At 61.9% G+C, this 19,589-nt stretch carries 23 protein-coding genes; 10 read left to right on the forward strand and 13 right to left on the reverse strand.

Annotated features, from left to right (window positions below; translation table 11 throughout):
* Window positions 1-152: 152 nt before the first annotated feature.
* Window positions 153-845 carry an FCD domain-containing protein gene (locus tag LDN90_RS01210; RefSeq protein ID WP_223947603.1) on the forward strand — a complete coding sequence of 231 codons (693 nt, stop codon included), beginning with the start codon at window positions 153-155 and terminating at the stop codon, window positions 843-845.
* A gap of 76 nt (window positions 846-921) precedes the next feature.
* Here LDN90_RS01210 and LDN90_RS01215 read toward each other — a convergent pair whose 3' ends face one another.
* Window positions 922-1,188, reverse strand: a complete 267-nt coding sequence (locus LDN90_RS01215; RefSeq protein ID WP_223947604.1) for a Rho termination factor N-terminal domain-containing protein — start codon at window positions 1,186-1,188, stop codon at window positions 922-924.
* A gap of 36 nt (window positions 1,189-1,224) precedes the next feature.
* Window positions 1,225-1,743, reverse strand: a complete 519-nt coding sequence (locus LDN90_RS01220; RefSeq protein ID WP_223947605.1) for a DUF6328 family protein — start codon at window positions 1,741-1,743, stop codon at window positions 1,225-1,227.
* 115 nt (window positions 1,744-1,858) lie between these two features.
* Between LDN90_RS01220 and LDN90_RS01225 the strand changes: the two genes are divergently transcribed.
* Window positions 1,859-2,125, forward strand: a complete 267-nt coding sequence (locus LDN90_RS01225) for a hypothetical protein (protein WP_223947606.1) — start codon at window positions 1,859-1,861, stop codon at window positions 2,123-2,125.
* Between the two features lie 179 nt (window positions 2,126-2,304).
* Here LDN90_RS01225 and LDN90_RS01230 read toward each other — a convergent pair whose 3' ends face one another.
* On the reverse strand, window positions 2,305-2,475 hold the full coding sequence (locus LDN90_RS01230) for a hypothetical protein (RefSeq protein ID WP_018778938.1): 171 nt from the start codon (window positions 2,473-2,475) through the stop codon (window positions 2,305-2,307).
* 303 nt (window positions 2,476-2,778) lie between these two features.
* Between LDN90_RS01230 and LDN90_RS01235 the strand changes: the two genes are divergently transcribed.
* Both LDN90_RS01235 and LDN90_RS01240 read left to right on the forward strand, forming a co-directional pair.
* Window positions 2,779-3,258, forward strand: coding sequence for a DNA starvation/stationary phase protection protein (locus tag LDN90_RS01235; protein WP_216922520.1), 480 nt, complete (start codon window positions 2,779-2,781; stop codon window positions 3,256-3,258).
* 21 nt (window positions 3,259-3,279) lie between these two features.
* On the forward strand, window positions 3,280-4,236 hold the full coding sequence (locus LDN90_RS01240) for a DNA topoisomerase IB (protein ID WP_223947607.1): 957 nt from the start codon (window positions 3,280-3,282) through the stop codon (window positions 4,234-4,236).
* 163 nt (window positions 4,237-4,399) lie between these two features.
* Here the strand turns inward: LDN90_RS01240 and LDN90_RS01245 are convergent, their stop codons facing one another.
* The 8 genes from LDN90_RS01245 to LDN90_RS01280 all read right to left on the reverse strand — a co-directional run bounded on the left by LDN90_RS01245 (window position 4,400) and on the right by LDN90_RS01280 (window position 13,007).
* Entirely contained in the window at window positions 4,400-5,215 is an 816-nt protein-coding gene (locus LDN90_RS01245) for a hypothetical protein (protein ID WP_223947608.1), read from the reverse strand.
* Window positions 5,208-5,897 carry a helix-turn-helix domain-containing protein gene (locus tag LDN90_RS01250; protein ID WP_223947609.1) on the reverse strand — a complete coding sequence of 230 codons (690 nt, stop codon included), beginning with the start codon at window positions 5,895-5,897 and terminating at the stop codon, window positions 5,208-5,210. The genes LDN90_RS01245 and LDN90_RS01250 overlap by 8 nt, the downstream gene beginning before the upstream one ends.
* A gap of 126 nt (window positions 5,898-6,023) precedes the next feature.
* Complete coding sequence (locus tag LDN90_RS01255; RefSeq protein WP_223947610.1) at window positions 6,024-6,302, reverse strand: HPr family phosphocarrier protein; 279 nt, start codon at window positions 6,300-6,302, stop codon at window positions 6,024-6,026.
* Between the two features lie 35 nt (window positions 6,303-6,337).
* On the reverse strand, window positions 6,338-8,050 hold the full coding sequence (ptsP, locus tag LDN90_RS01260; protein ID WP_223947611.1) for a phosphoenolpyruvate--protein phosphotransferase: 1,713 nt from the start codon (window positions 8,048-8,050) through the stop codon (window positions 6,338-6,340).
* A gap of 75 nt (window positions 8,051-8,125) precedes the next feature.
* The gene (locus LDN90_RS01265) at window positions 8,126-10,180 is read right to left on the reverse strand and encodes a fructose-specific PTS transporter subunit EIIC (protein ID WP_223947612.1); all 2,055 of its coding nucleotides are present in this window, start codon (window positions 10,178-10,180) and stop codon (window positions 8,126-8,128) included.
* Window positions 10,181-10,182: 2 nt separating this feature from the next.
* Complete coding sequence (locus LDN90_RS01270; protein WP_223947613.1) at window positions 10,183-11,169, reverse strand: hexose kinase; 987 nt, start codon at window positions 11,167-11,169, stop codon at window positions 10,183-10,185.
* Entirely contained in the window at window positions 11,166-11,957 is a 792-nt protein-coding gene (locus LDN90_RS01275; protein ID WP_216922506.1) for a DeoR/GlpR family DNA-binding transcription regulator, read from the reverse strand. The genes LDN90_RS01270 and LDN90_RS01275 overlap by 4 nt, the downstream gene beginning before the upstream one ends.
* 717 nt (window positions 11,958-12,674) lie before the next feature.
* Entirely contained in the window at window positions 12,675-13,007 is a 333-nt protein-coding gene (locus LDN90_RS01280; protein WP_223947614.1) for a hypothetical protein, read from the reverse strand.
* 270 nt (window positions 13,008-13,277) lie between these two features.
* On the opposite strand from LDN90_RS01280, the gene LDN90_RS01285 reads away from it, so the two are divergent.
* From LDN90_RS01285 to LDN90_RS01295, 3 genes are all read left to right on the forward strand, one after another.
* A complete protein-coding gene (locus LDN90_RS01285) occupies window positions 13,278-14,072 on the forward strand; it encodes a GAF and ANTAR domain-containing protein (RefSeq protein WP_216922502.1) in 795 nt (264 codons plus the stop codon).
* Window positions 14,073-14,340: 268 nt separating this feature from the next.
* Entirely contained in the window at window positions 14,341-14,799 is a 459-nt protein-coding gene (locus LDN90_RS01290; RefSeq protein ID WP_216922500.1) for a hypothetical protein, read from the forward strand.
* A 39-nt stretch (window positions 14,800-14,838) separates the two neighbouring features.
* Window positions 14,839-15,984 (forward strand): glutamate--cysteine ligase, encoded by a 1,146-nt coding sequence (locus LDN90_RS01295; protein ID WP_223947615.1) that lies wholly within the window; start codon window positions 14,839-14,841, stop codon window positions 15,982-15,984.
* Between the two features lie 96 nt (window positions 15,985-16,080).
* Here the strand turns inward: LDN90_RS01295 and LDN90_RS01300 are convergent, their stop codons facing one another.
* Both LDN90_RS01300 and LDN90_RS01305 read right to left on the reverse strand, forming a co-directional pair.
* Window positions 16,081-16,482, reverse strand: a complete 402-nt coding sequence (locus LDN90_RS01300) for a VOC family protein (RefSeq protein ID WP_216922497.1) — start codon at window positions 16,480-16,482, stop codon at window positions 16,081-16,083.
* A 10-nt stretch (window positions 16,483-16,492) separates the two neighbouring features.
* The gene (locus LDN90_RS01305; RefSeq protein ID WP_223947616.1) at window positions 16,493-16,942 is read right to left on the reverse strand and encodes a helix-turn-helix transcriptional regulator; all 450 of its coding nucleotides are present in this window, start codon (window positions 16,940-16,942) and stop codon (window positions 16,493-16,495) included.
* Between the two features lie 25 nt (window positions 16,943-16,967).
* Between LDN90_RS01305 and LDN90_RS01310 the strand changes: the two genes are divergently transcribed.
* The 3 genes from LDN90_RS01310 (at window position 16,968) to LDN90_RS01320 (ending at window position 19,574) form a co-directional block, all read left to right on the forward strand.
* The gene (locus LDN90_RS01310; protein ID WP_223947617.1) at window positions 16,968-17,591 is read left to right on the forward strand and encodes a phospholipase; all 624 of its coding nucleotides are present in this window, start codon (window positions 16,968-16,970) and stop codon (window positions 17,589-17,591) included.
* A 241-nt stretch (window positions 17,592-17,832) separates the two neighbouring features.
* Complete coding sequence (locus LDN90_RS01315) at window positions 17,833-18,834, forward strand: LacI family DNA-binding transcriptional regulator (RefSeq protein ID WP_223947618.1); 1,002 nt, start codon at window positions 17,833-17,835, stop codon at window positions 18,832-18,834.
* Window positions 18,835-18,842: 8 nt separating this feature from the next.
* Window positions 18,843-19,574, forward strand: a complete 732-nt coding sequence (locus LDN90_RS01320; RefSeq protein ID WP_216922493.1) for a beta-phosphoglucomutase family hydrolase — start codon at window positions 18,843-18,845, stop codon at window positions 19,572-19,574.
* Window positions 19,575-19,589: the final 15 nt, after the last annotated feature.

The following is a 19,589-nucleotide window of genomic DNA, read 5'->3' on the forward strand; positions in this document are numbered from 1 at the left end:
ACTTTCCCAAGATTGGCGAGAATCCGAGCAAATTAGCCGCTATACCTCGCAAGAGATAAGATGTCTTGCGATACGAAGTCTGACAAGATGTCATACCACTACTCACTTGCAAAGGTGCTGTAGCGTGTACCGAGTCTGGAGGAGGCGGCTAATTGAGTGCAGTTGAAACGGCCATGCAGGGCCTGCGAAACAAGATCGCCTCCGGCGAACTGCTGCCCGGGCAGAAATGCCCTCCCGAAGCGGAGCTGTGCGCCCAGCTTGGAGTCTCAAGGAGCTCTCTGCGGGAGGCTGTCCGCGCCATGTCAGCACTTGGAATCATGGAGTCGCGGCACGGTTCGGGGACCTATATCTCCTCTTTAGAACCCACCGTCATCCTTCAGAACTTCGCGCTGCTGGTGGACTTGCTTCCCTTGGATGGCCTTTTGGAGCTCTTCGAAATCCGACGATTGATGGAGTCGCACGCCGCGTCCGCAGCTGCCGCAAATGCAACACCTGCCGCCTTGGCTACCCTGACGGCGCTGGTGGCCGGCATGGAAGGCACAGACGACCCTTCCGAATATTCTGAACTGGATTCGCAGTTCCACGAGGAAATCTGCAGGGCAAGCGGTAACGCCACTCTGGCCGGCTTGGTGCGCCTTTTCCGTTCGCGTGGTGGTCACTTCCATATTTTCGACGGCGACGAGGGCACCACTGTGCGTGAAGGGAGCACGGCCGGCCACGCTGCGATTGTGGAGGCGATTGCCCAGCGAAACCCCACTTTGGCTGCGACTGCGATGGCGGCACACATTGCGCAGACTGAAACCTGGCTCAAAAGGTTAAGGCCCGTCCCGCGGCTCACCGACTAATGCGGCTCAGCGGCTAATTAGCGAAGCGGCGTCGGCCGGTGATGATGAACGGCCGACGCGGTTTTCTTTATGAATATCAGTGGTTCCGCAACATTGAAATGATCTCGGACTTCTTCTTGCCGGAGTAGCCCTTGATTCCGAGTTCCTTGGCGCGGGACTTCAGTTTGTCCACAGTCCAGTCGTCGTAGTCTCCGGACTTGCCTCCCTTGCGGCCTACTTCCTGGCGCCCCTGCTTGGCCGCAGCATTTGAAATGCGGGCCGCTTTCTCCTTGGAGGCCCCTTCGTCGCGGAGTTCTTCATATAGCTTCGGGTCCTTCAGACTCGAATTCTTCTTTCCAGGCATGGCGCGCTTCCTTTCTCGTATTGATGTCAGTTTTGCTCACGGTGCATTTCCACTCTTGCCGTTCCCGTTTTGCAGGGCCCGCCGTTGCAGCCAGATGGGCATGCCCACAACGAGGAGCAGCAGGACCAGGATGATGAAACTACCGGCAACCACGGCTGCTGTTCGGCCGGCGGTCACATCGAAGACCAGGGTGGCCGAACCCACAATCAGGATGGCTACGCCTCCCAATGCCCATTTGGTGATGGCGTCCGCGCTGGAGACGAGCGTGGCTTTGAGCCCCCGACGGAAAAGGCGGCGATGCACGCTGACCGGAAGAAGGATCAAAGCAGTTGTCAGGGCTGCTGCCATGACATTGAAGAGGTAGAGGCCGCGCTGCCAATCGTCCAAGTGGTCAAAGCGCGCCTGGAAGGGCAGGGTCAGCAGGAAGCCGCCCAGGATCTGCACGCCGGTCTGGAGCACCCGCAGTTCCTGGATCAGCTCCATCCAGTTACGGTCCATCCGTTCTTCAACGGATTCGTTCCTGCCGGTCCTGGGAACCTGCTCCGGCTCTATCATCCGTACACCTCCAGATAGCTATTGGTGGACGCTGACACTACACCGGACTACGGTCGAACTGTCAGCATTCCTCGAACAATTTTCGGGGCCTCAAAGGATTTCCAAGGAGGAAGAAGTGAGTCAGGACGAACACCGCGTTGACCCGGAAGACGCTGCCGGCGGTTATGGCACACCAACCCCGGAGCAGGAACTGCCCGGACAGGGATCGGAGCGAGAAACACCCGAACGGCCATCGCCGGGAACGCCTCCCGGACCGGGGGAACCACCTGAGGGCAGCCCCACTCCGGAGGACCCGGATACTTCTCCCGTTCCGGAATCGCCGGACGAATTCCCTAATCCACGGGATCCTGACGCGGCACCTCCTCCCACGACGGGCGGCTAAAGCGCCTGTTTGGGTGGGGGTATCCGGTGCCGGAGGTGGCTGTCCGGGTGCCGGATGCGCCGGAGGACTGCCCCTGCCTACAGTTCCACTGCGGTGGGACAGTCCTCACGTTCCGCGGTATTCATCGGCAGGCCGACCATAGTACTTGGCCGGTGCGGGTCATTGTCGCGGTGCGTGCCCTATACCGTATGTCCCCTGCGGCCGGACATGAAGCTGAGCAACCAGCCAATAGCTGCGATAACGAGGAGGACCACGCCTACCCACAGCAGCCAGTTCAGGGCCTGCGAGAAGCCGCCCACCAACAGAAGGACAATTGCAACTACACCAGCAATGATCAGAAGCGTGTTCATGGTCAGCACATTCCTTTCTGGGGGAATCCGCAAAGAATCTTTTGGATTCCTGACTATGCATTCCTATTTACTTCTACGGGTACTTGGGAGCGTTCCACCGCCTCCGAGTACCTTTTATCGCTACCACTTCCGGTCCCCACCATGGGGTGGAGTTCGCCAGATGTGAACAGCAACACTCTTCATTGTACTACTAAGCATCCTTATGAAAGAGTTATTGAAGTCGCCACTTGATGATTGACCCACATCGAAGGAATTCGACATCAGGGTTTTTCGCTTGCACCGACCGTCCAAGGAGAGGAAAACATGAAAGCGTCACAACAGCTTGCAGACAACCTTCAAATCGTCCTGACTGACCTGATCGAGCTACAGCTCCAGGGCAAGCAGGCGCACTGGAACATCGTCGGTCCGAATTTCCGTGACCTTCACCTCCAGTTGGACGAACTCGTTGCCGCCACCCGTAAATTCGCGGACGACACCGCGGAGCGGATGAGAGCCCTTCACGCGCTCCCCGATGGCCGGAGCGGGACCATCTCGGCTGGCACGCGCCTTGAAGAATTCCCGGGCGGTCTGGTCAACACCAAGAACGCCGTCAAGCTGGTGACCGAGCGTGTGGAGAGGGCCGTCCAGACGATGCGGGATGTCCATGACGAGGTGGATGAAGAAGACCCCACAACAGCGGATCTTCTGCACGAATTCATCGCCCGCCTGGAGCAGCTCGTATGGATGATCAACGCCGAAATCATGGGCGCGGGAGCCGCGGTCACGGATCCCGACGAAGCCTAGCCCTGGACTCGATTACTGAAAATGCCAAGGCTTCGGCGAAGCGACCTTTCCAAGCCCGGCATTGAACGGCGCAGGTCAGGTAAAGGCTTCAGCTACAGGTATCCCGACGGGAGCCTGGTAGGCCAAGAGGATCGCCAGCGCATTAATGCGCTGGCGATCCCGCCTGCGTGGACCGAGGTGTGGATCAGTCCCGACAGCAATGGGCACATTCAGGCCACGGGGGTGGACGCTGCGGGTCGAAGCCAATACATGTACCACCCCCGATGGCGCGAACGTAAAGACACCGAGAAGTTCCAGCGGGCCGCGGAATTGGGCTCGGTGCTCCCTGCCGTTCGCCGGGCTGTCACGCTGCACTTGAAAGACACCTCGTCTCCCCGGCAGCAGACCCTGGCCGCAGCCGTGCGTCTCATGGATCTTGGCGCTCTCCGCGTGGGCTCTGAAAGCTATATGCGTCAGAACGGCTCCTATGGACTCACCACGCTCAGGTGCCGGCACGCGCGAATCAAGGACAACGGCGTCGGCCTGAAGTTCCCTGGCAAGAGCGGGCAGTGGTGGGACATCTCCATCCAGGATCCCGCGCTGGCAGCTTTCCTGGGGCCGCTGGCGCGCCGGCCAGGCAAGGAACGGCTGCTGGCCTACCAATCCGATGGTTCATGGGTTTCGATAGATGCTGCCATGATCAACGAGTTTCTGCGCGGAATCGCCGGAGCCGCCTACACCTCCAAGGATTTCCGTACGTGGAAGGGGACCTCGGCGGCGGCCCTGTCCTTGTTGAAGTCCGAAGGCTCCATGACGCGGCCCCAGGCTTTGGTGAAGGCCATGAAGGACGCCGCCCAACTGCTGGGCAACACCCCCACCGTGGCGCGTACCTCCTATGTGGACCCCAGGATCGTGGAGGCCTACCTGTCCGGGGAATTGCAGGCCGTAAGTCCCACCGAGGCCTCGATTGCAGCCTTCCTCATTGGGAAGCAGAGCTAGATCTTCACCAGGCTCATGAAGATGGCTGCCGGGCGGGCGCGGAGCCGACGCGGCCTGCGATGTTGGTGGTACGTTCAGAGCCTACCTGGGAGAACTGGAAGCCGGGGTCGGCCACTGAAGGCGGCCCGCCTTGAGTGGTTTTTGCCTCCCTGGCGCGTGTTGATCAACGTCTGCTGAGTCGGTTTGCCGGCGGCACTTGAAGGTTTGCGGACAGGATACGCAGTGCGTCTTGCGCCAGGGTTTGGACTGGGGGCTCCAGCAATTGCCAGGACCGGTGGCCCGGGTCTTCCAGGACTTTATGCAGCGCCAGAACCCGGGACTTGTCGCTGCCCTTCATTTCCTTGGCGGTGGCCAACGGGTTGTTGATGCTGGCGCACAGGACGACGGCGTCATCCAAATGCCGGTCCTTGTCGCGGGAGTCCTCCCGGTAAGCCGCGCCTTTCATGACCAGGGCGCCCAGCACGTTGGGGATGCTGATGAGAACGGGATCGTCGTCGTCGACGGTCAGCCGACAGTTGACCGTGCGCTGCAGCGCCTGCGTGCCGCCGGATACCTGGAACGGTTTGCGGCCGCCGATCGTCGGCACTCTTTCTGTAGGCATTTGGTCGGCAATCATGACGTCGATCTGCTCCTTGTCGCGGACAAAGCGGTGGGCCGGGGCGTCATGGTCGATGGATTTCTGTAGCGTATAGCCGAGTGTCGACAGGACGGCGATTACCGACGCCGTCGTTGCCGCCCCGGTTTCAACGTGCAGCACAATGTCAACGTCCGCGGTGGGTCGGGAGGCGGCCAGCCCAGCTGCGGCGGAGTGAAGCTGGACCATGAGACCACCTACGAGCGTCCATTGAGTGGAGGGTAGTGCCCTGGCCAGTTCAACACACTGCGGCCACGGCGTGCCCCAGCCACCCGGTGGAACGGGGATGTCCCAGACTGGCCGGCCAGAGGCCATGACCACTTCCGTCAGGTCAGGTTCAGCCATGGAGCAGCTTGTCGATGACGCGCTGGCCAGCGGTGCGTTCCCGGGTGGCCAGGGAGCCCATGAGGTCCACAGCGATGGCGGCCACGGGTACGCGTCCTTCAGTGAACGGTTCCTCCAACCCGACTTCGTGGATTATGGCGTTGCCGTCTGCGTCTTCAACCAGTCCGAAGGCATTGGCGAGGGACCGGGCATCCCCACTCATGACATAGCCTTCCGCGAGCCCGCTACCTCCTGACAGGCCGAAGGTTTCCGCGGTGGATCTGTCCCGCATGGCAGAGGCGCCGCTGGCAATAAGGTGATCGTTCAGCCGGTCCACGGCCTCCCGCGTGGCGCGGTACCGGATGGTGTGGTCTTTGTGCCGCGCGAGGGAACAGACGGCGTTTGCGTCCAGTGTACGGAGACGGCTTTTGAGGCGGGACTTCTCGGACGCGGATACCCAGTTGGGGTCTTGGCCGGAGAGCAGTGCTAACGCCGCCCATGCTGTTTTCGCTGTCCAGGGCCTACCCCTGCGGGTACCCGTGATAGCCAGACGTTCGACCGATGAGGGCTCGATCAGGATGGTCTTGCCTGCCGTTCCCGCAGGCATCAGCTGGCCCGAATCAATCAGTCGGTGGATGGACATCTTGCTTCGACCCAGGCGTTCGGCAGCCTCAGCAACCGTCAGCTCACGCCTCTTCCTCATGGACTAACCGTTACATGTGTAACTAATAGTGTCAATACGCTAATAGTTACACATGTAACGGTATCTGCACGTCTCGTCTACAGCTAGCCCCGCGAGAGCGGCTAAGAGCGCTCCCTTCAAATGGTCTTACTCGGCGTCGTGGTCCGTTTCGAGGATCTTCACCAGGCTGTCCAGGGCTGCTTCTGCGCCTTCGCCTTCGGCGCGCAGCACTACCACGTCGCCGTGGGAGGCGCCCAGGCTCATGAGGGACAGGATGCTCGCTGCGTCCATGGCGTCATCGGCCGGCTCGCCTTCACGGGCGATCGTGACCTCGATGTCAAGGTCTCCTGCGGCTTCAGCGAAGATGGCTGCCGGACGGGCGTGGAGGCCGACGCGGCTTGCAATGGTGGCGGTACGTTCAGGCATTGGTGCTCCTTTGATGTGGGTGGTTGTGGGGAAGTCTAGAGGCCGAGCTCGTTCAGGATGGGTAGCTGGGCCCGGACCGCGCTGCGTGCCGCGGCTGCGTTGGGGGCCGCCAGGGCGGTCGCTGCGAGTTGTTGCGCCTGGGCAACAGTCACCGTGGCAAGTACGGTGGCGACGGCGGCAAGCGCCCGGGCGCTCATTGACAGCGTCGCCACGCCAAGTCCAACGAGTACGACGGCGAGGGCCGGGTCCGCTGCTGCCTCACCGCAGACGCCAACCGGCTTTGCGGTGCCGGTTTCGCCGCTGACCTGGGCGGCGCCGTCGGCCGTTAGCTTGACCAGCTGCAGAACTGCCGGCTGCCACGGATCGTTCAGGGTGGCGAGGGGCCCAAGCTGGCGGTCTGCTGCCATGGCGTACTGGGTGAGGTCATTGGTGCCCAGGGAGGCGAAACTGACTTCGCGCAAAACTGTGGCGGCGGTGAGCGCTGCCGACGGGACTTCCACCATGACGCCCGGGGTTTTGAGCCCGGCGGCGGCGCAAAGTGTGGCAAACCGCGCGGCCTCGTCCGCCGTCGAGATCATGGGTGCCATGACCCAGACCTCGGCGTTGTTGGCTGCTTCGGCGGCGGCAATGGCCTCGAGCTGCCGTTCGAGGACACCGGGGGACGTGAGGTCCGTGCGGTATCCGCGGACACCGAGAGCGGGGTTCGGTTCGTCGGCATTGGTGAGGAACGGCAGGGGCTTGTCCGCGCCCGCGTCCAGGGTCCTGACCACAACTTTCTTACCCGGGAAGGCTGCAAAGACCGCCCCGTAGGCCGCGATCTGTTCCTCCACCGAGGGTTCGTCGTCCCGATCCAGGAAGCAGAATTCCGTGCGCAGAAGTCCAACGCCCTCGGCGCCGGCGTCTGCCGCTTTGACCGCATCCGCGCCAGTGCCAACGTTTGCCAACAACGGCACCCGGAAACCGTCTGCCATGGTGTTGTTCCCGCTGAAGGCCGTCAGCGTGGAAGCCTGTGTGGCCCACGCTTTGGCAGCCAACCGCAGGTCTTCACCGGGCTCAACGGTGATGGTGCCTGCGGCGCCATCCACGTAAACCTCAGTGCCGTCCGCAATCTCGTCTACGCCTGGAGCAGCGACTACGGCGGGCAAGCCAAGAGCGCGGGCAAGGATGGCTGTGTGCGACTGAGGTCCGCCGCTGGAGGTAATCAGCGCGACTACCTTGGAAGGGTCCAGCGTTGCAGTATCAGCAGGCGCCAGGTCCTCAGCCGCCAGAATGAAGGGGACATCAGAGGCGGGAATCCCAGGTGCTGGCAGGCCCCGAAGCTCAGACACGATGCGTGCCCGGACATCGAGGACGTCCGCCACGCGCTCGGCCATGTACCCGCCCAGGCCCTTGAGGGTCTCAGCTACCGTTCCGCCAGCCTCCCAGATTGCACGTTCAGCAGTCCGTGCACCGCCTGGAGCCTCGGGAGACAACAGCTTGATGGCCGATTTCACCAGCATGGGGTCGGCGGCCATCAAAGCCGTTGCTTCCAGGACTTCCTTGCCTTCTCCGTTGGCCGTAGCCGCACGGGCCCTCAGTTCCGCCTGGACCGCTTTGGCAGCGTCCTTGATGCGCTGCCCCTGCGATTCAACCGTGACGTCGGCAGGAATGTTGACGTTCGCGTGCGGTTCCTGGACCGGTTTCGGCATCTGCTTTACCGGTGCCAGGACGCGCCCGGGAGCTACGCCTACGCCTGAGAAGGTCTGCATGTATCTGGTCCTCTGATTGCTTGGGTGCTGTTGGGCTGACGGGGTATCTGCCGGCGCTTACACGCCTGCTGGGACTTACACGCCTGCTGGGACGGGAACTGCCTCGGCCTCAACCGGCTTGCGGACAGCCCAGCGCTTGAGGGCAATCACCAAGAGGGCGGTGATGACCACACCGACAGCGATCGACAGGAAGAACAGCAGGAAATTGTCGATTGCGAAGAACACGAAGATGCCACCATGCGGAGCCTTGGACGTGACCGCAAATGCCATGGACAGGGCACCGGTTACGGCACCGCCCACCATGCTGGCAGGGATGACGCGGAGCGGGTCAGCAGCGGCGAACGGGATGGCGCCCTCGGAGATGAACGATGCACCCAGAAGCCATGCGGCCTTTCCGTTTTCACGTTCAGCCAAGGAGAACAGCTTCTTGTCCAGCACCGTAGCCAAGGCCATGGCGAGCGGCGGAACCATGCCCGCTGCCATCACTGCGGCCATGATCTGCCACGGTGCCTGGTTTGCCACGGTGGCGGTACCGAGACCGGCAACAGCGAAGGAGTAGGCAACCTTGTTGACAGGGCCACCGAGGTCGAAGCACATCATCAGGCCAAGGATGACGCCGAGGACGATTGCGCCAGCGCCGGTCAGGCCCGAAAGGCCGGTGTTGAGTGCCTTGGTCAGTGCCACGATCGGTGCGCCGAGGATCAGGAACATCAGGCCGGAGGCCACCAAGGAGGCGAGCAACGGAATAATGACCACAGGCATCAGGCCACGCAGCCAGCGGGGAACATCGAGCTTGCCGATCTGGAAGGCGATGTAGCCGGCCAGCAGACCACCAACAATGGCTCCCAGGAAGCCTGCACCCATGAACCCGGATACAGCGCCGGCAACAAAGCCGGGGGCAATGCCGGGACGGTCAGCGATGGCGTAGGCGATGTAGCCGGCCAGCGCGGGAACCAGGAATCCGAGGGACAGTGCGCCGATCTTGAACAGCACGGCACCGATGTAGGCGCCCAGCGGACCCCAGGCATTGTTCGGGAACTCGGTGGGCAGGTTGAAGATGTTGTTCTCAACCAGCATCTTGTCGGCGAAGCCCGTGATCTCGTAACCGCCAAGCAGGAAGCCAATGGCAATCAGCAGGCCACCACCGGCTACGAACGGGATCATGTACGAAACACCCGTGAGGAGTGCGCGCTTCAGCTTCTGGCCGATGTGCTCACCCTTTTCCTCAGCAGCACGCTCGGCCTGCTCTTCGGCACCAAAGTGCGGGACGCGGCGTGCGTGCGGGTCATCCGCAGCGGCCAACGCTTCCTGGACCATCTTGGTGGGTTCATCGATGCCTCGCTTGACCGGAGCGTTGATGACCGGCTTTCCGGCGAAGCGCTCCTTGCCACGGACATCTACGTCGACAGCGAAAATCACTGCGTCGGCAGCGGCGATGATGGCCGGATCCAGCGGCTTGGCGCCGGAGGAACCCTGGGTCTCAACCTGGAGGTCGACGCCCATTTCCTGGGCTGCGGCAACCAGCGAGTCAGCCGCCATGTAGGTGTGGGCGATGCCGGTGGGGCACGCGGTCACAGCGACGATGCGCTTGGGTCCGGCAGCCGCCGTCGTGGTCGATGCGGCAGTAGCTCCAGCGGCAGCGGGTGCCGCTGCAGGTTCGGAGGCCGCGGCGGCCGGCTTGTCAGCCAAGGCTCCATCCACGAGGTCCACGATGTCCTGCTCAGTGGCTGCGGCGCGCAGCGCTGCCGTGAAGTCCTTTTTGATGAGGGAGCGGGCCAGCTTGGAGAGCAGCTTCAGGTGCTCCTGGTCAGCGCCGTCCGGGGCTGCGATGAAGAAGATGAGGTCAGCCGGGCCGTCCTTGGCGCCGAAGTCCACCTTGTGGGACAAACGGGCCATGGCAAGGGCGGGCTCGGTGACTGCGGCCGAGCGGCAGTGCGGAATCGCTATGCCGCCGGGGACGCCGGTAGCGGTCTTCTGCTCGCGGGCGAAGGCATCCGTGAAGAGCCCTTCAACCTCGGAAGCACGGCCAGCAGCGGCGACTTTGCCGGCCAGAACGCGGATGACGTCGGCAGGGGAGTCGCCCAGGTTCTGGTCGAGGGTGACCAATTGGGGTGTTATCAGCTGAGTCACTGTTAGTCCTTCTGGAGGGCCGTGATGGTTACGGCGTTGGGGGTTGTCTGGTGGACTGCAGGGACAGTGGAGCCCGGCAGCGAAGCAGCAGCGGCACCATGTGCCACGGCCTGACGAAGGCAGTCCTGGGCGGAACCGCCTTGGATAGCAGCCAGCAAGTAGCCGGCCAGTGCAGAATCCCCGGCACCCACCGTGCTGACGGCCTGGATGGGAGGATGCGTGGCAAGCCACGCCCCATCAGCCGTCACCAGGATTGCGCCCTTGGATCCGAGTGTTGCCAGAACGGCGCCCACACCGCTTTCGACGACGGCGGCAGCAGCTTGGGCGGCTCTTGCCGGGTCTGCTTCCAGTTCGTCAGCGGTTGAGACGATGGTGAAACCGGCAGCGGCAGCGAGCTCTGCGAGCTCTTCCGCGTTGGGCTTGAGGAGATCGGGTTTTCCTGCAGCATCGCCTTTCAAAGCTGCCGCAAGCGGAGCCCCGGAAGAGTCGATGGCGATGCCGGGGATGGCCGACCCATCAGTGTTCGACCGGAGGCGACGAGCGATTGTGGCGTAGAAATCCGCAGGCACTCCTGGTGGGAGCGAACCGGCGAGAACCACCCAGCTGGCGCCACGGGAGCGCTCCAGCAACAGCCCGATCAGGGCTTCCTGCTGTTCGTCGCTCAACTCCGGGCCGGGTTCGTTGATCTTGGTCGTGACGCCATCCGGTTCGGTGAGGGTGACGTTGCTGCGTAGCGCCTGACCGATGGGTAGGGCAGCGAACGGCACACCGGCGTCGTGCAGTCCGGAAAGTACCGGATCCGAGTCAGCGCCCGGAAGGACGGCTAGTGTTTCCAGGCCCGAGGCCACCAGGGCGCGGGAAACGTTGACGCCTTTTCCGCCCGACTCCTGGTGGACGGCGACAGCGCGCTGTACCTCGCCGCGGGCGAGAGGTGCCGGAAGTTCGACTGTGCGGTCCAGGCTTGGATTGGCCGTCAGTGTGACGATCATGCGATCACCACGTCAACGCCGGCGTCGGCCAAGGCTGCGCTGAGTTCAGCGGAGGGTTCACTGTCTGTAATCAAAGTGTCAACATCCTTCAGGGTGGCGAACTGGACCAATGTCTCGGCGTCCAGCTTGGAAGAATCGGCCAATGCCACAACGCGGCGGGCTGACTTGACGAAAGCGGCTTTTACCGCGGCTTCTTCAGGATCGGGCGTGCTTAGCCCGAAGGTGGGGTGGATGCCGTTTGCGCCGACGAAGGCGATGTCCGGACGAAGCTTGAAGGCGGCCTCCACCGTGGACTGTCCCACCGCGGCCTGGGTCAGACCGCGGACGCGGCCGCCCAGGATTTGGAGGGCGATGCCGGCTGTGGAGGAGAGTTTGCCCGCGATGGGAATGGCGTGGGTGATGACCACGAGCTCTTCGTTGCCGTTGGCTGCGGGTGTGCGCTGGGCGAGCAGGTCTGCCAGGGTTTCCGTTGTGGAGCCGGCGTCCAGCAGGATGCTCCCCGTGGTGAGTTCCGGAATCAGGGCGAGTGCGGCAGTTGCGATGCGGTGTTTCTCGGATTGGCGCTGGATGGCGCGCTCAAGGATGCTTTCCTCGCGGGTGCTCAAGCGGTCCGAAGGGACGGCCCCACCATGAACGCGGCGCAGGCTCCCCGAAACTTCGAGAGCTGCGAGATCACGGCGGATGGTCTCCGTGGTGATGCTGAAACGGTCGGCGAGGTCGGTGACGCTCACCCGTCCGCGCTCGGCGACGAGTGCGGAGATCAGTTGTTGGCGCTCTTCAGCGAACACTTACCCTCCATTGCGGTAAAGCCATTTGTTAGTGCAGCCGCATCAGTGACTGCTGTCACAACGATGTGGAATTGCTTGACTCTATCTTTGTTTGTGTTGGTAAGTCAATAGAAATCAACATAAACAAAGATTGCATGTGGTGGGATGCTCGGCTCGCGGGTGCCTTCGGGGCGCGCCAAAGGGCATGCCGCACTCCCTGTAGTGCGACATGCCCTTGCATCGGATCCTGACTGGGGGATTTGCCGGGATCCGGTCTATGGGGGGAAACCTCCTAAAGAGGCGGTTGTCCAGGACCCGGCGGCGCCGGGGGTGACGGCACGGTTGGCCCCGGCGTTGGGTCTGGGACCGGGGGAGGCCCTGGTTCCGGAAGGGGAACGGGCTCCGGTGTGGGTCCCGGTTCCCTGGTGGGATCGGGATGTGAAGGGTCCGGCGGGAAGTCACTCAAGGTCAAACGCCCCGTAGGTGGGTGGCACGCCGATGAAGCTCGCGCGCGACACTCGGGGAGTACCTGTTGATATCCCACCCGGAGGCGGGGTAATCGATCGGAAGATTGTCTGGGTCCGGCGGATCCGGAAGCTTGTGCTTTCTAACCGGCCTGTGATCAGTCCCGGTAACTGGAGACTCGTCCTTCTTTGAATCGGTCTGCATGTTTTCCCTTCCTGTTCCTCTACCTCTGTTAAAACTTGCTTCGTTGCTGATGGCGCGTGATTACCGCATCTAGTCCGGGATTTCCATGCGGAAGCCGCACGGGCAGCGGAGGATGCGGGTATTGATGATGACCTCGTACATGCGTAGTTGGCCCCCAGGCTTCAGGACAAGCGGGGCCTGGATCCGCCGTAGCTCGCAGCTACTGGTCCTCATGGGTTCCCCGCAGTGCAAGTACTGGCCCCCGAACTGCAGTATTCCCTGGGAAACCCCGGGGCGGTTCAGGACGACGGCCACCCTTTGTACCGTGGCGGTCTGGTCGTAGGAGTAGTTGCAGGCGTGGCATTCGTAGGCCACATCTACCGTGTTCGGGGTGGGAGGGTAATGCGATTGGATCGAATCCACCACCAAATGTTGGTCGGTATTGCAGCGTGTACACCATAGGGGTTCGTCTGGTTGGTGGGCTTCGTCGGGAACTCTGGACTCGGGCTGGGCCGACATGGGATTTACCTCTGCATTGTTAATGCGGGGTGCCCGTCTGCATGAGCTGTAAAGCCTGTCCGACGATGCGGACTCTAGCTAGATTGTGCACATAGGAGCACCGCAGATGCAAGGTTTTCGGTGCTTGTTCTTCAGGGGGTGACGAGTTGGCTCCGGACGATCGTAAACTGAATCATGGACGAAATGCGCGTTGATTTTGCGGTGCCGGACGATGTCCCAACGGCGCCGGATATTGCCCCATCGCCTGACGACGTTTCGGTGCCTGAACAACTTCAGGACTTGGTGATCGACAGCGATGATGTAGCGGGATTCCTGCACGATCTTGCCGTCTTCTCCGCGGCCTCCGTTTCCGAAACTGTAGGCCTGGACGTCCTGTGCGGCATCACTTTGAGCAGGCGACGCCGCTCTGCCACTGTGGCCGGAAGTACCCATGAAGCGAGGCTGATCGATGAAGTTCAGCAAGCTTACGGTGATGGCCCGTGTCTGGAGGCCATGCGCAGCCATACCACAGTGCATGTACCCGATACTTCCACCGAGGAAAGATGGTCCGAGTACTGCACCGTCATCGCGGAACGCGGGCACCTTTCAGCCCTTTGCGTCCCGCTGGAGTTGGATGAGGGGGCAACTGCAGCCCTGAACTTCTTTGCCCCGAAGGCCCATGTCTACGACGAAGAGACAATCCGGAATTGTGAGCTGTACGCCAGCCAGGCCGAGCGTTCGCTGAGGCTGGCCGTGAGGATTGGCGTTAAGCAGCAGCATGCTGACGACCTCCAGACGGCAATGCAGTCGAGGACAGTGATTGACTTGGCCTGCGGCATCATTATGGGCCAAAACCGCTGTAGCCAGGATGAGGCCTTCAAGATCCTTACCAAGGCTTCCAATGGCCGCAACCAAAAACTTAGGGATGTGGCTGAGCAGCTCATCAAGGCTGTGGCGGAGCAAGCTCCGGTGGCCCACTTTGAGCCGTAGGAGGCTGCGGCGGACCTTGCGCACTTGTGACGCCCGCCACTAATGAACTACATTCATAGGTGGGTTAAGCAGATAGCCCTTGGAGACTCATGACCTGAAGCCATCCAAGATGGTACAAGAACTGCACCTCAAGCTGTGGCCACAATCGGCCGGCTCGCCGCGTGCATCCATGCAGGCCTCCTCGAGGAGCAATCAGCTTCTCCCGACGCGATTCAATATGTTGTCGGAACCCACCTCGCGGTGGATACGTGCATAAAGGAGAATGGCAATGACGCTTGGATCCCCTATTCCCGCCCCTAAACCCATGGTTGGGGCGAAACCCGCAACTTTTGACACCGCCACACGGCCTTGGTGCACAGTTTGCGATACTGACTCGTACATTTTCGTTGAGACCGTTGTAGAAGCAGAGCCGAACCAGTCCGAAATCGTTGAAGTCAGCTACACCTGCAGTGAGTGCGATACGTTTTACGCCCACCCCGTGCCCCTTGCTGAACTAGTACCGGAGATCCAAACCGAATTCCTGTCTACGTCCGCAGCCGGACTGTGGTTCAGCTGCACGCACTGTGGCGAGCCCATGACGTTGGGACGCCCCTCGGAGAGCATCATCGAGCCACCCCGGAGCACCGACGACTTGGGCGGCCCGAGCCTGTTCGAGGTCTACCTGCAAACGCAGGTGCTTCATTGCCGCTGCGGTTTCCAGATGGAGGTTCCGCGCCACGTGGGGTAACCACGGCCTCTAATTTCATTACTGCGGGGGAGGGTAGCTATGCGCACGTTTGGCGTCGAAGAAGAGTTGCTGATCGCAGATCCTGTTGACGGGATGCCGCTTCCGCTTGCGGCCGGCATTCTGGACCTGGCTGCCCAACCCCACATGAACACGGCAAGTTATCCGGAAGCCGGGGATTCCCTCAAGTCCGAGTTCAAACAGGAACAGATTGAGGTGAATTCCCGGCCTTGCCGGACGGCAGCGGAGCTTCGCGACGAGATCCGCCTTGGACGGGCATTGGCCGACTCGGCTGCGCGGACCTTGGGAGCCAGGGTGGCAGCCTTGGCCACGCCCCCGGAATTCCACGCGACGCCCACCCTGGGCAATCAACGCTATGCAACCATGGGAACCGAGTTTGGCCTTATCTCGCGCGAGCAGCTCACGTGCGGATTCCACGTGCACGTGGCCATCGAATCGCCGGATGAAGGCGCGGGCGTCCTGGACAGGATGCGCCAATGGCTGCCTGTGCTCCTTGCCTTAAGTGCCAATTCTCCATTTTGGATGGGCTCCGACACAGGCTTTGCCAGTTACCGGACCCAAATTTGGAACAGGTGGCCCACGGCCGGGCCTATGGATGTCTTCGGCTCGGCGGAGGGCTATCGTGAGGTGCTGGGGCATCTTCTAGGCACTGGCGTCCCCTTGGACGAGGGCATGATTTACTTCGATGCCCGCCTTTCCAGAGGCCATCCCACCGTTGAACTCCGCATCGCCGACGTCTGCCTGTACGCCGAAGACGCACTCACCATCGCCGTGATTGCCCGGGCTTTGGTGGAGACTGCGGCGACACAATGGCGGCAGGGGGAGCCGCCGTCGGACGCGTTGACGAGCCTGTTGCGCATGGCCAACTGGCGGTCCAGCCGCTTTGGCATCAACGATCAACTGATTCACCCAATGGACCACCGGCCATATCCTGCTGCGGATGTGGCGGGGGCCTTGTTGAGGCACGTTCGCGGGGCGCTGACTAAGTCCGGGGACCTGGCACTCGCACGGTCCGGCGTGGCGAAGATCCTGCGTCGTGGCACGGGTGAACGTCTCCAACGTCAGGCTTACAGCCGGCGGCTTAGGCTCTCCGATGTCGTTTCTGCTGCCATCGCCTCGACCCATGAGTACGGCGAACGCTCAAGCGCAGGCCTGTTGAGCCACTAATTGGTGGCTGAGGTACTCACATTCCGTGGAAAGCACGACGGCGGCAGGCCGGTAAGTGCGCCAGTCACCTGCCGTCGTCGTACCGATACTTGGGTGTTAGCCCTGATTGATGCGGATCATGTTCCCGGACGGATCGCGGAAGGCGCAGTCGCGGGGACCCCACGGCTGAACAATCGGCTCCTGGAGCACTTCGGCGCCCGACGCGCGCAGCTTTTCAAACGTGGCGTCGAGATCGTCCGTGTTGAAGACGAGCATGGGCATGACGCCCTTGGTGAGCAGCTCCTGGATGGCGTCGCCGTCAGCCTGCGAGCGGCCGGCGTGCGGAGGGGACAGAACGAGTTCGAGGTCCGGCTGGGCATCGCTGCCGAGGGTAACCCAGCGCTGGCCGTCCGAGCCGACGTCGTTCCGGACTTCCAAGCCGAGTGCGTCGCGGTAGAAGGCGAGCGACTCATCGACATCGTTGACAGTAACGTGTGCGTACTTCAATGAAATGTTCATGTCTCACACGCTATTGCAGCTGCGAGGCGGGCGCTTCTTCAATCCTGCTCAGGTTCTTAGTGCCGTTTCTTTCAGGGCGCGTTTGCTGCTTCGCGATGCAGGTGGGCATCGCCTTCACCGCATGGTGCTCGCCTGAGCGATATTCGCTGGGCGTCACGCCGACGATCTCAGTGAAGCGTGAACTGAAGGAGCCCAAGGAGGTACAGCCCACCTCCATGCAAGCGTCGGTAACGCTGGTTCCGGCCCGCAGCAGGGCCATGGCCCGTTCGATGCGCCGGGTCATGAGGTAGTTGTAAGGCGATTCACCGTATGCGGCCTTGAACTGGCGGGAGAAATGCGCTGGAGACATGAGAGCCCCGGCCGCCATGGTGGGCACATCCAAAGGCCGCGCGTACTCCCGATCGATGAAATCGCGGGCGCGCCGCAGATGGGCCAGGTTGGCCAGTTCCTGCGGTGTCATGGGGCCAGTCTACTAGGCTCGTCCCATGGATTCAGTCGTCTGGTCGAAGCCCGAAAACCAGCGTGGGGGCACGCCGTTGCTGGTGATGATGCATGGCTACGGCACCAGCGAGCAGCGCATGGTGGATCTGTTTCCAGCACTTCCCGCGGAATTCACCTGCGCGGCCCTTCGCGGCCCGAAGGAAATTGGCGACCACTACGGTTGGTTCCTCCTGGACTACTTCCTGACAATCGACTTCGCCGATGTCATCACTTCCACCAACTCAGTTTTCAACTGGATCAACACCGTGAAAGAGAACCACAGCAGCGTCAGCCTGCTCGGCTACTCGCAGGGAATGGCTATGGCCAGCACGCTGCTGCGGCTGAGGCCCCACGCTTTCAAGGCAACGGTGGGCTTGTCTGGTTTCGTCCTGGACAACGACCTCTTGGCACTGAGTGAATCCTTTGATTCACCTCCGCCGTTCTTTTGGGGCCGTGACAAGGCAGACCCCGTGATCAACGAAGACGCCATCGCCCACACCGAAGAGTGGTTGCACGCGAATGTAGCCCTGACGGCGCGTACCTACCCGGGGATGGGGCACAGGATTGAGCCTGCGGAGCTGGTGGATGTCAGTGCGTTCCTCCGGTACTACGTGCTAAGCGGGCCGTAGGGCCCTGAAGCAGGCCTCTGGATTAGACGGCATCGGTCCGCCAGAATCAACCTTTCCGTGAGATTCGCGTCACAAATTCGCATTCGGCCACACACTATTGAATGACAAAATTGTAAGCGCTTACACTTTTGGCTTGCGGCCCGCCCCAACAGGACTTTCCCATGCGTGCCGCGCCGTTCTCATAACGTGTCTTCGAGTATGGAAAGGGTTGAGGCCGTGTTGCATGGTTAGGACTCACAGAGTGACAATCCAGGACGTTGCAGTCCTCTCCGGATTGTCCATTTGTACGGTGTCCAGGGCTCTGAGGAATCTCCCCAACGTTTCCGAAAAGGCCCAACGGCAAGTGGCGGAAGCCGCAAACAAGCTGGGCTACAAAGCCTCGGCAGCAGCATCAAGACTGGCCGGTGGCAGCACGGGTTCCGTGGCCATCGTCGCCCCCACCGCCACAGCGTGGTTCTTTGCGCAGGCCGTGGAAGCGGCAGAGGAGGTCTTCGGCGACAGCGGCTACGACACCGTCCTGATCAGCCTTCGCAACAAGGCCAGCGTCCGTAAGCAAGTCTTCGGCGACGTTGAGCGGCTGGCGCAAAGGGTGGACGGGTTGCTGCTGCTCAACGTTGACCTCGACCCGCAGGAAGTGGAAGCTTTGGAGGCTTCCGGGCTGGCAGTTGCCAGCGTGGGCATGCGGAATGTTCCGTGGGACAATGTTGGTATCGATGACGAGCACGCAGCTTGGCAGGCCACCCAACACCTGCTGGGACTGGGCCATTGGGACTTGGCCGTTCTCTCGAGCAATGAACACTCCGTTGTGACTGAGACCCCGCGGTTCCGCGGCTTCAGGCGTGCACTGGATGAACACCACCTCACCGTCCACCCGGACCTTGTGGTGGCTGCTGGGCCAAGCATCGACGACGGCCGCCGGGCAATGACCGAACTCATCACCCGCGGGGCACGGCCCACGGCGGTGTTCGCCCATTGCGACGAAGCAGCGTTCGGAGCGCTGATGGCGTTGCGTGAGCATGGCCTCTCCGTCCCCAAAAATGTGTCCGTGATCGGAATCGATGACCATCCCATGAGCTGGTTTCTTGGGCTCAGCACCGTGGCACAACCCGTTGCCGACCAAGGTGCCTTCGCCGCGAACCTGCTGTGTGAACGACTCCTGAATACAGATCCCCCCAACCAATCCTCCAATCACTTGCTCGATACCAAGCTCATCGAACGCAAAACCACGCGCCACAAGCGCTGAACGGAACTATGCACATGACTGATCTTCGTAATGCCTGGACTGGCGCTTCGGCGCTCTTGTTCGACCTCGACGGCGTGCTGACGCCCACTGCCGTGGTGCACGAGCAAGCATGGCAGGAACTCTTCGATGGCTACCTTGCCGAGGCAGGCCACCCGCAGGGATACCAGGAAAGCGACTACTTCGATCACATCGACGGCAAGCCACGCTTCGACGGCGTCCGGGACTTCCTGACCTCGCGCGGCATCACGCTGCCGGAAGGGCCGCTGGATGACGCCACCACGAATGAAACCGTGCAGGGCCTGGGAAACCGCAAGAACGCAATCTTCAACGAGATCGTGGACACGCGCGGCGTAGAGCCTTTCCCAGGCTCGGTAAAGTTCATCAACGCCGCGCTCGAGTTGGGACTCAAGGTCGCCGTCGTGTCCTCGTCACGGAACGCCCCCGCCGTACTGAAGGCAGCCGGACTTGACCACCACTTCACGGTGGTCGTCGATGGTCAGGTAGCCGCCGCCGTCGGACTTCCGGGCAAGCCGGATCCGGCCACGTTCACCTACGCAGCTTCCCTGCTGGACGTCCCCACACAGGAATGCATCGTGGTGGAAGACGCCGTTTCCGGCGTCCAGGCGGGCAGCGCCGGCAACTTCCAGGCCGTCATCGGCGTGGACCGCGGCGCCGGCCGCCAAACACTGCTCGACGCCGGCGCCACCCTTGTGGTCGATGACCTCAACGATCTTCTCTGACCCTACTTTTCGAAG

Origin of the sequence: Arthrobacter sp. NtRootA1, assembly GCF_019976975.1 — a bacterium.
GTDB classification, from domain to species: Bacteria; Actinomycetota; Actinomycetes; order Actinomycetales; family Micrococcaceae; genus Arthrobacter; species Arthrobacter aromaticivorans.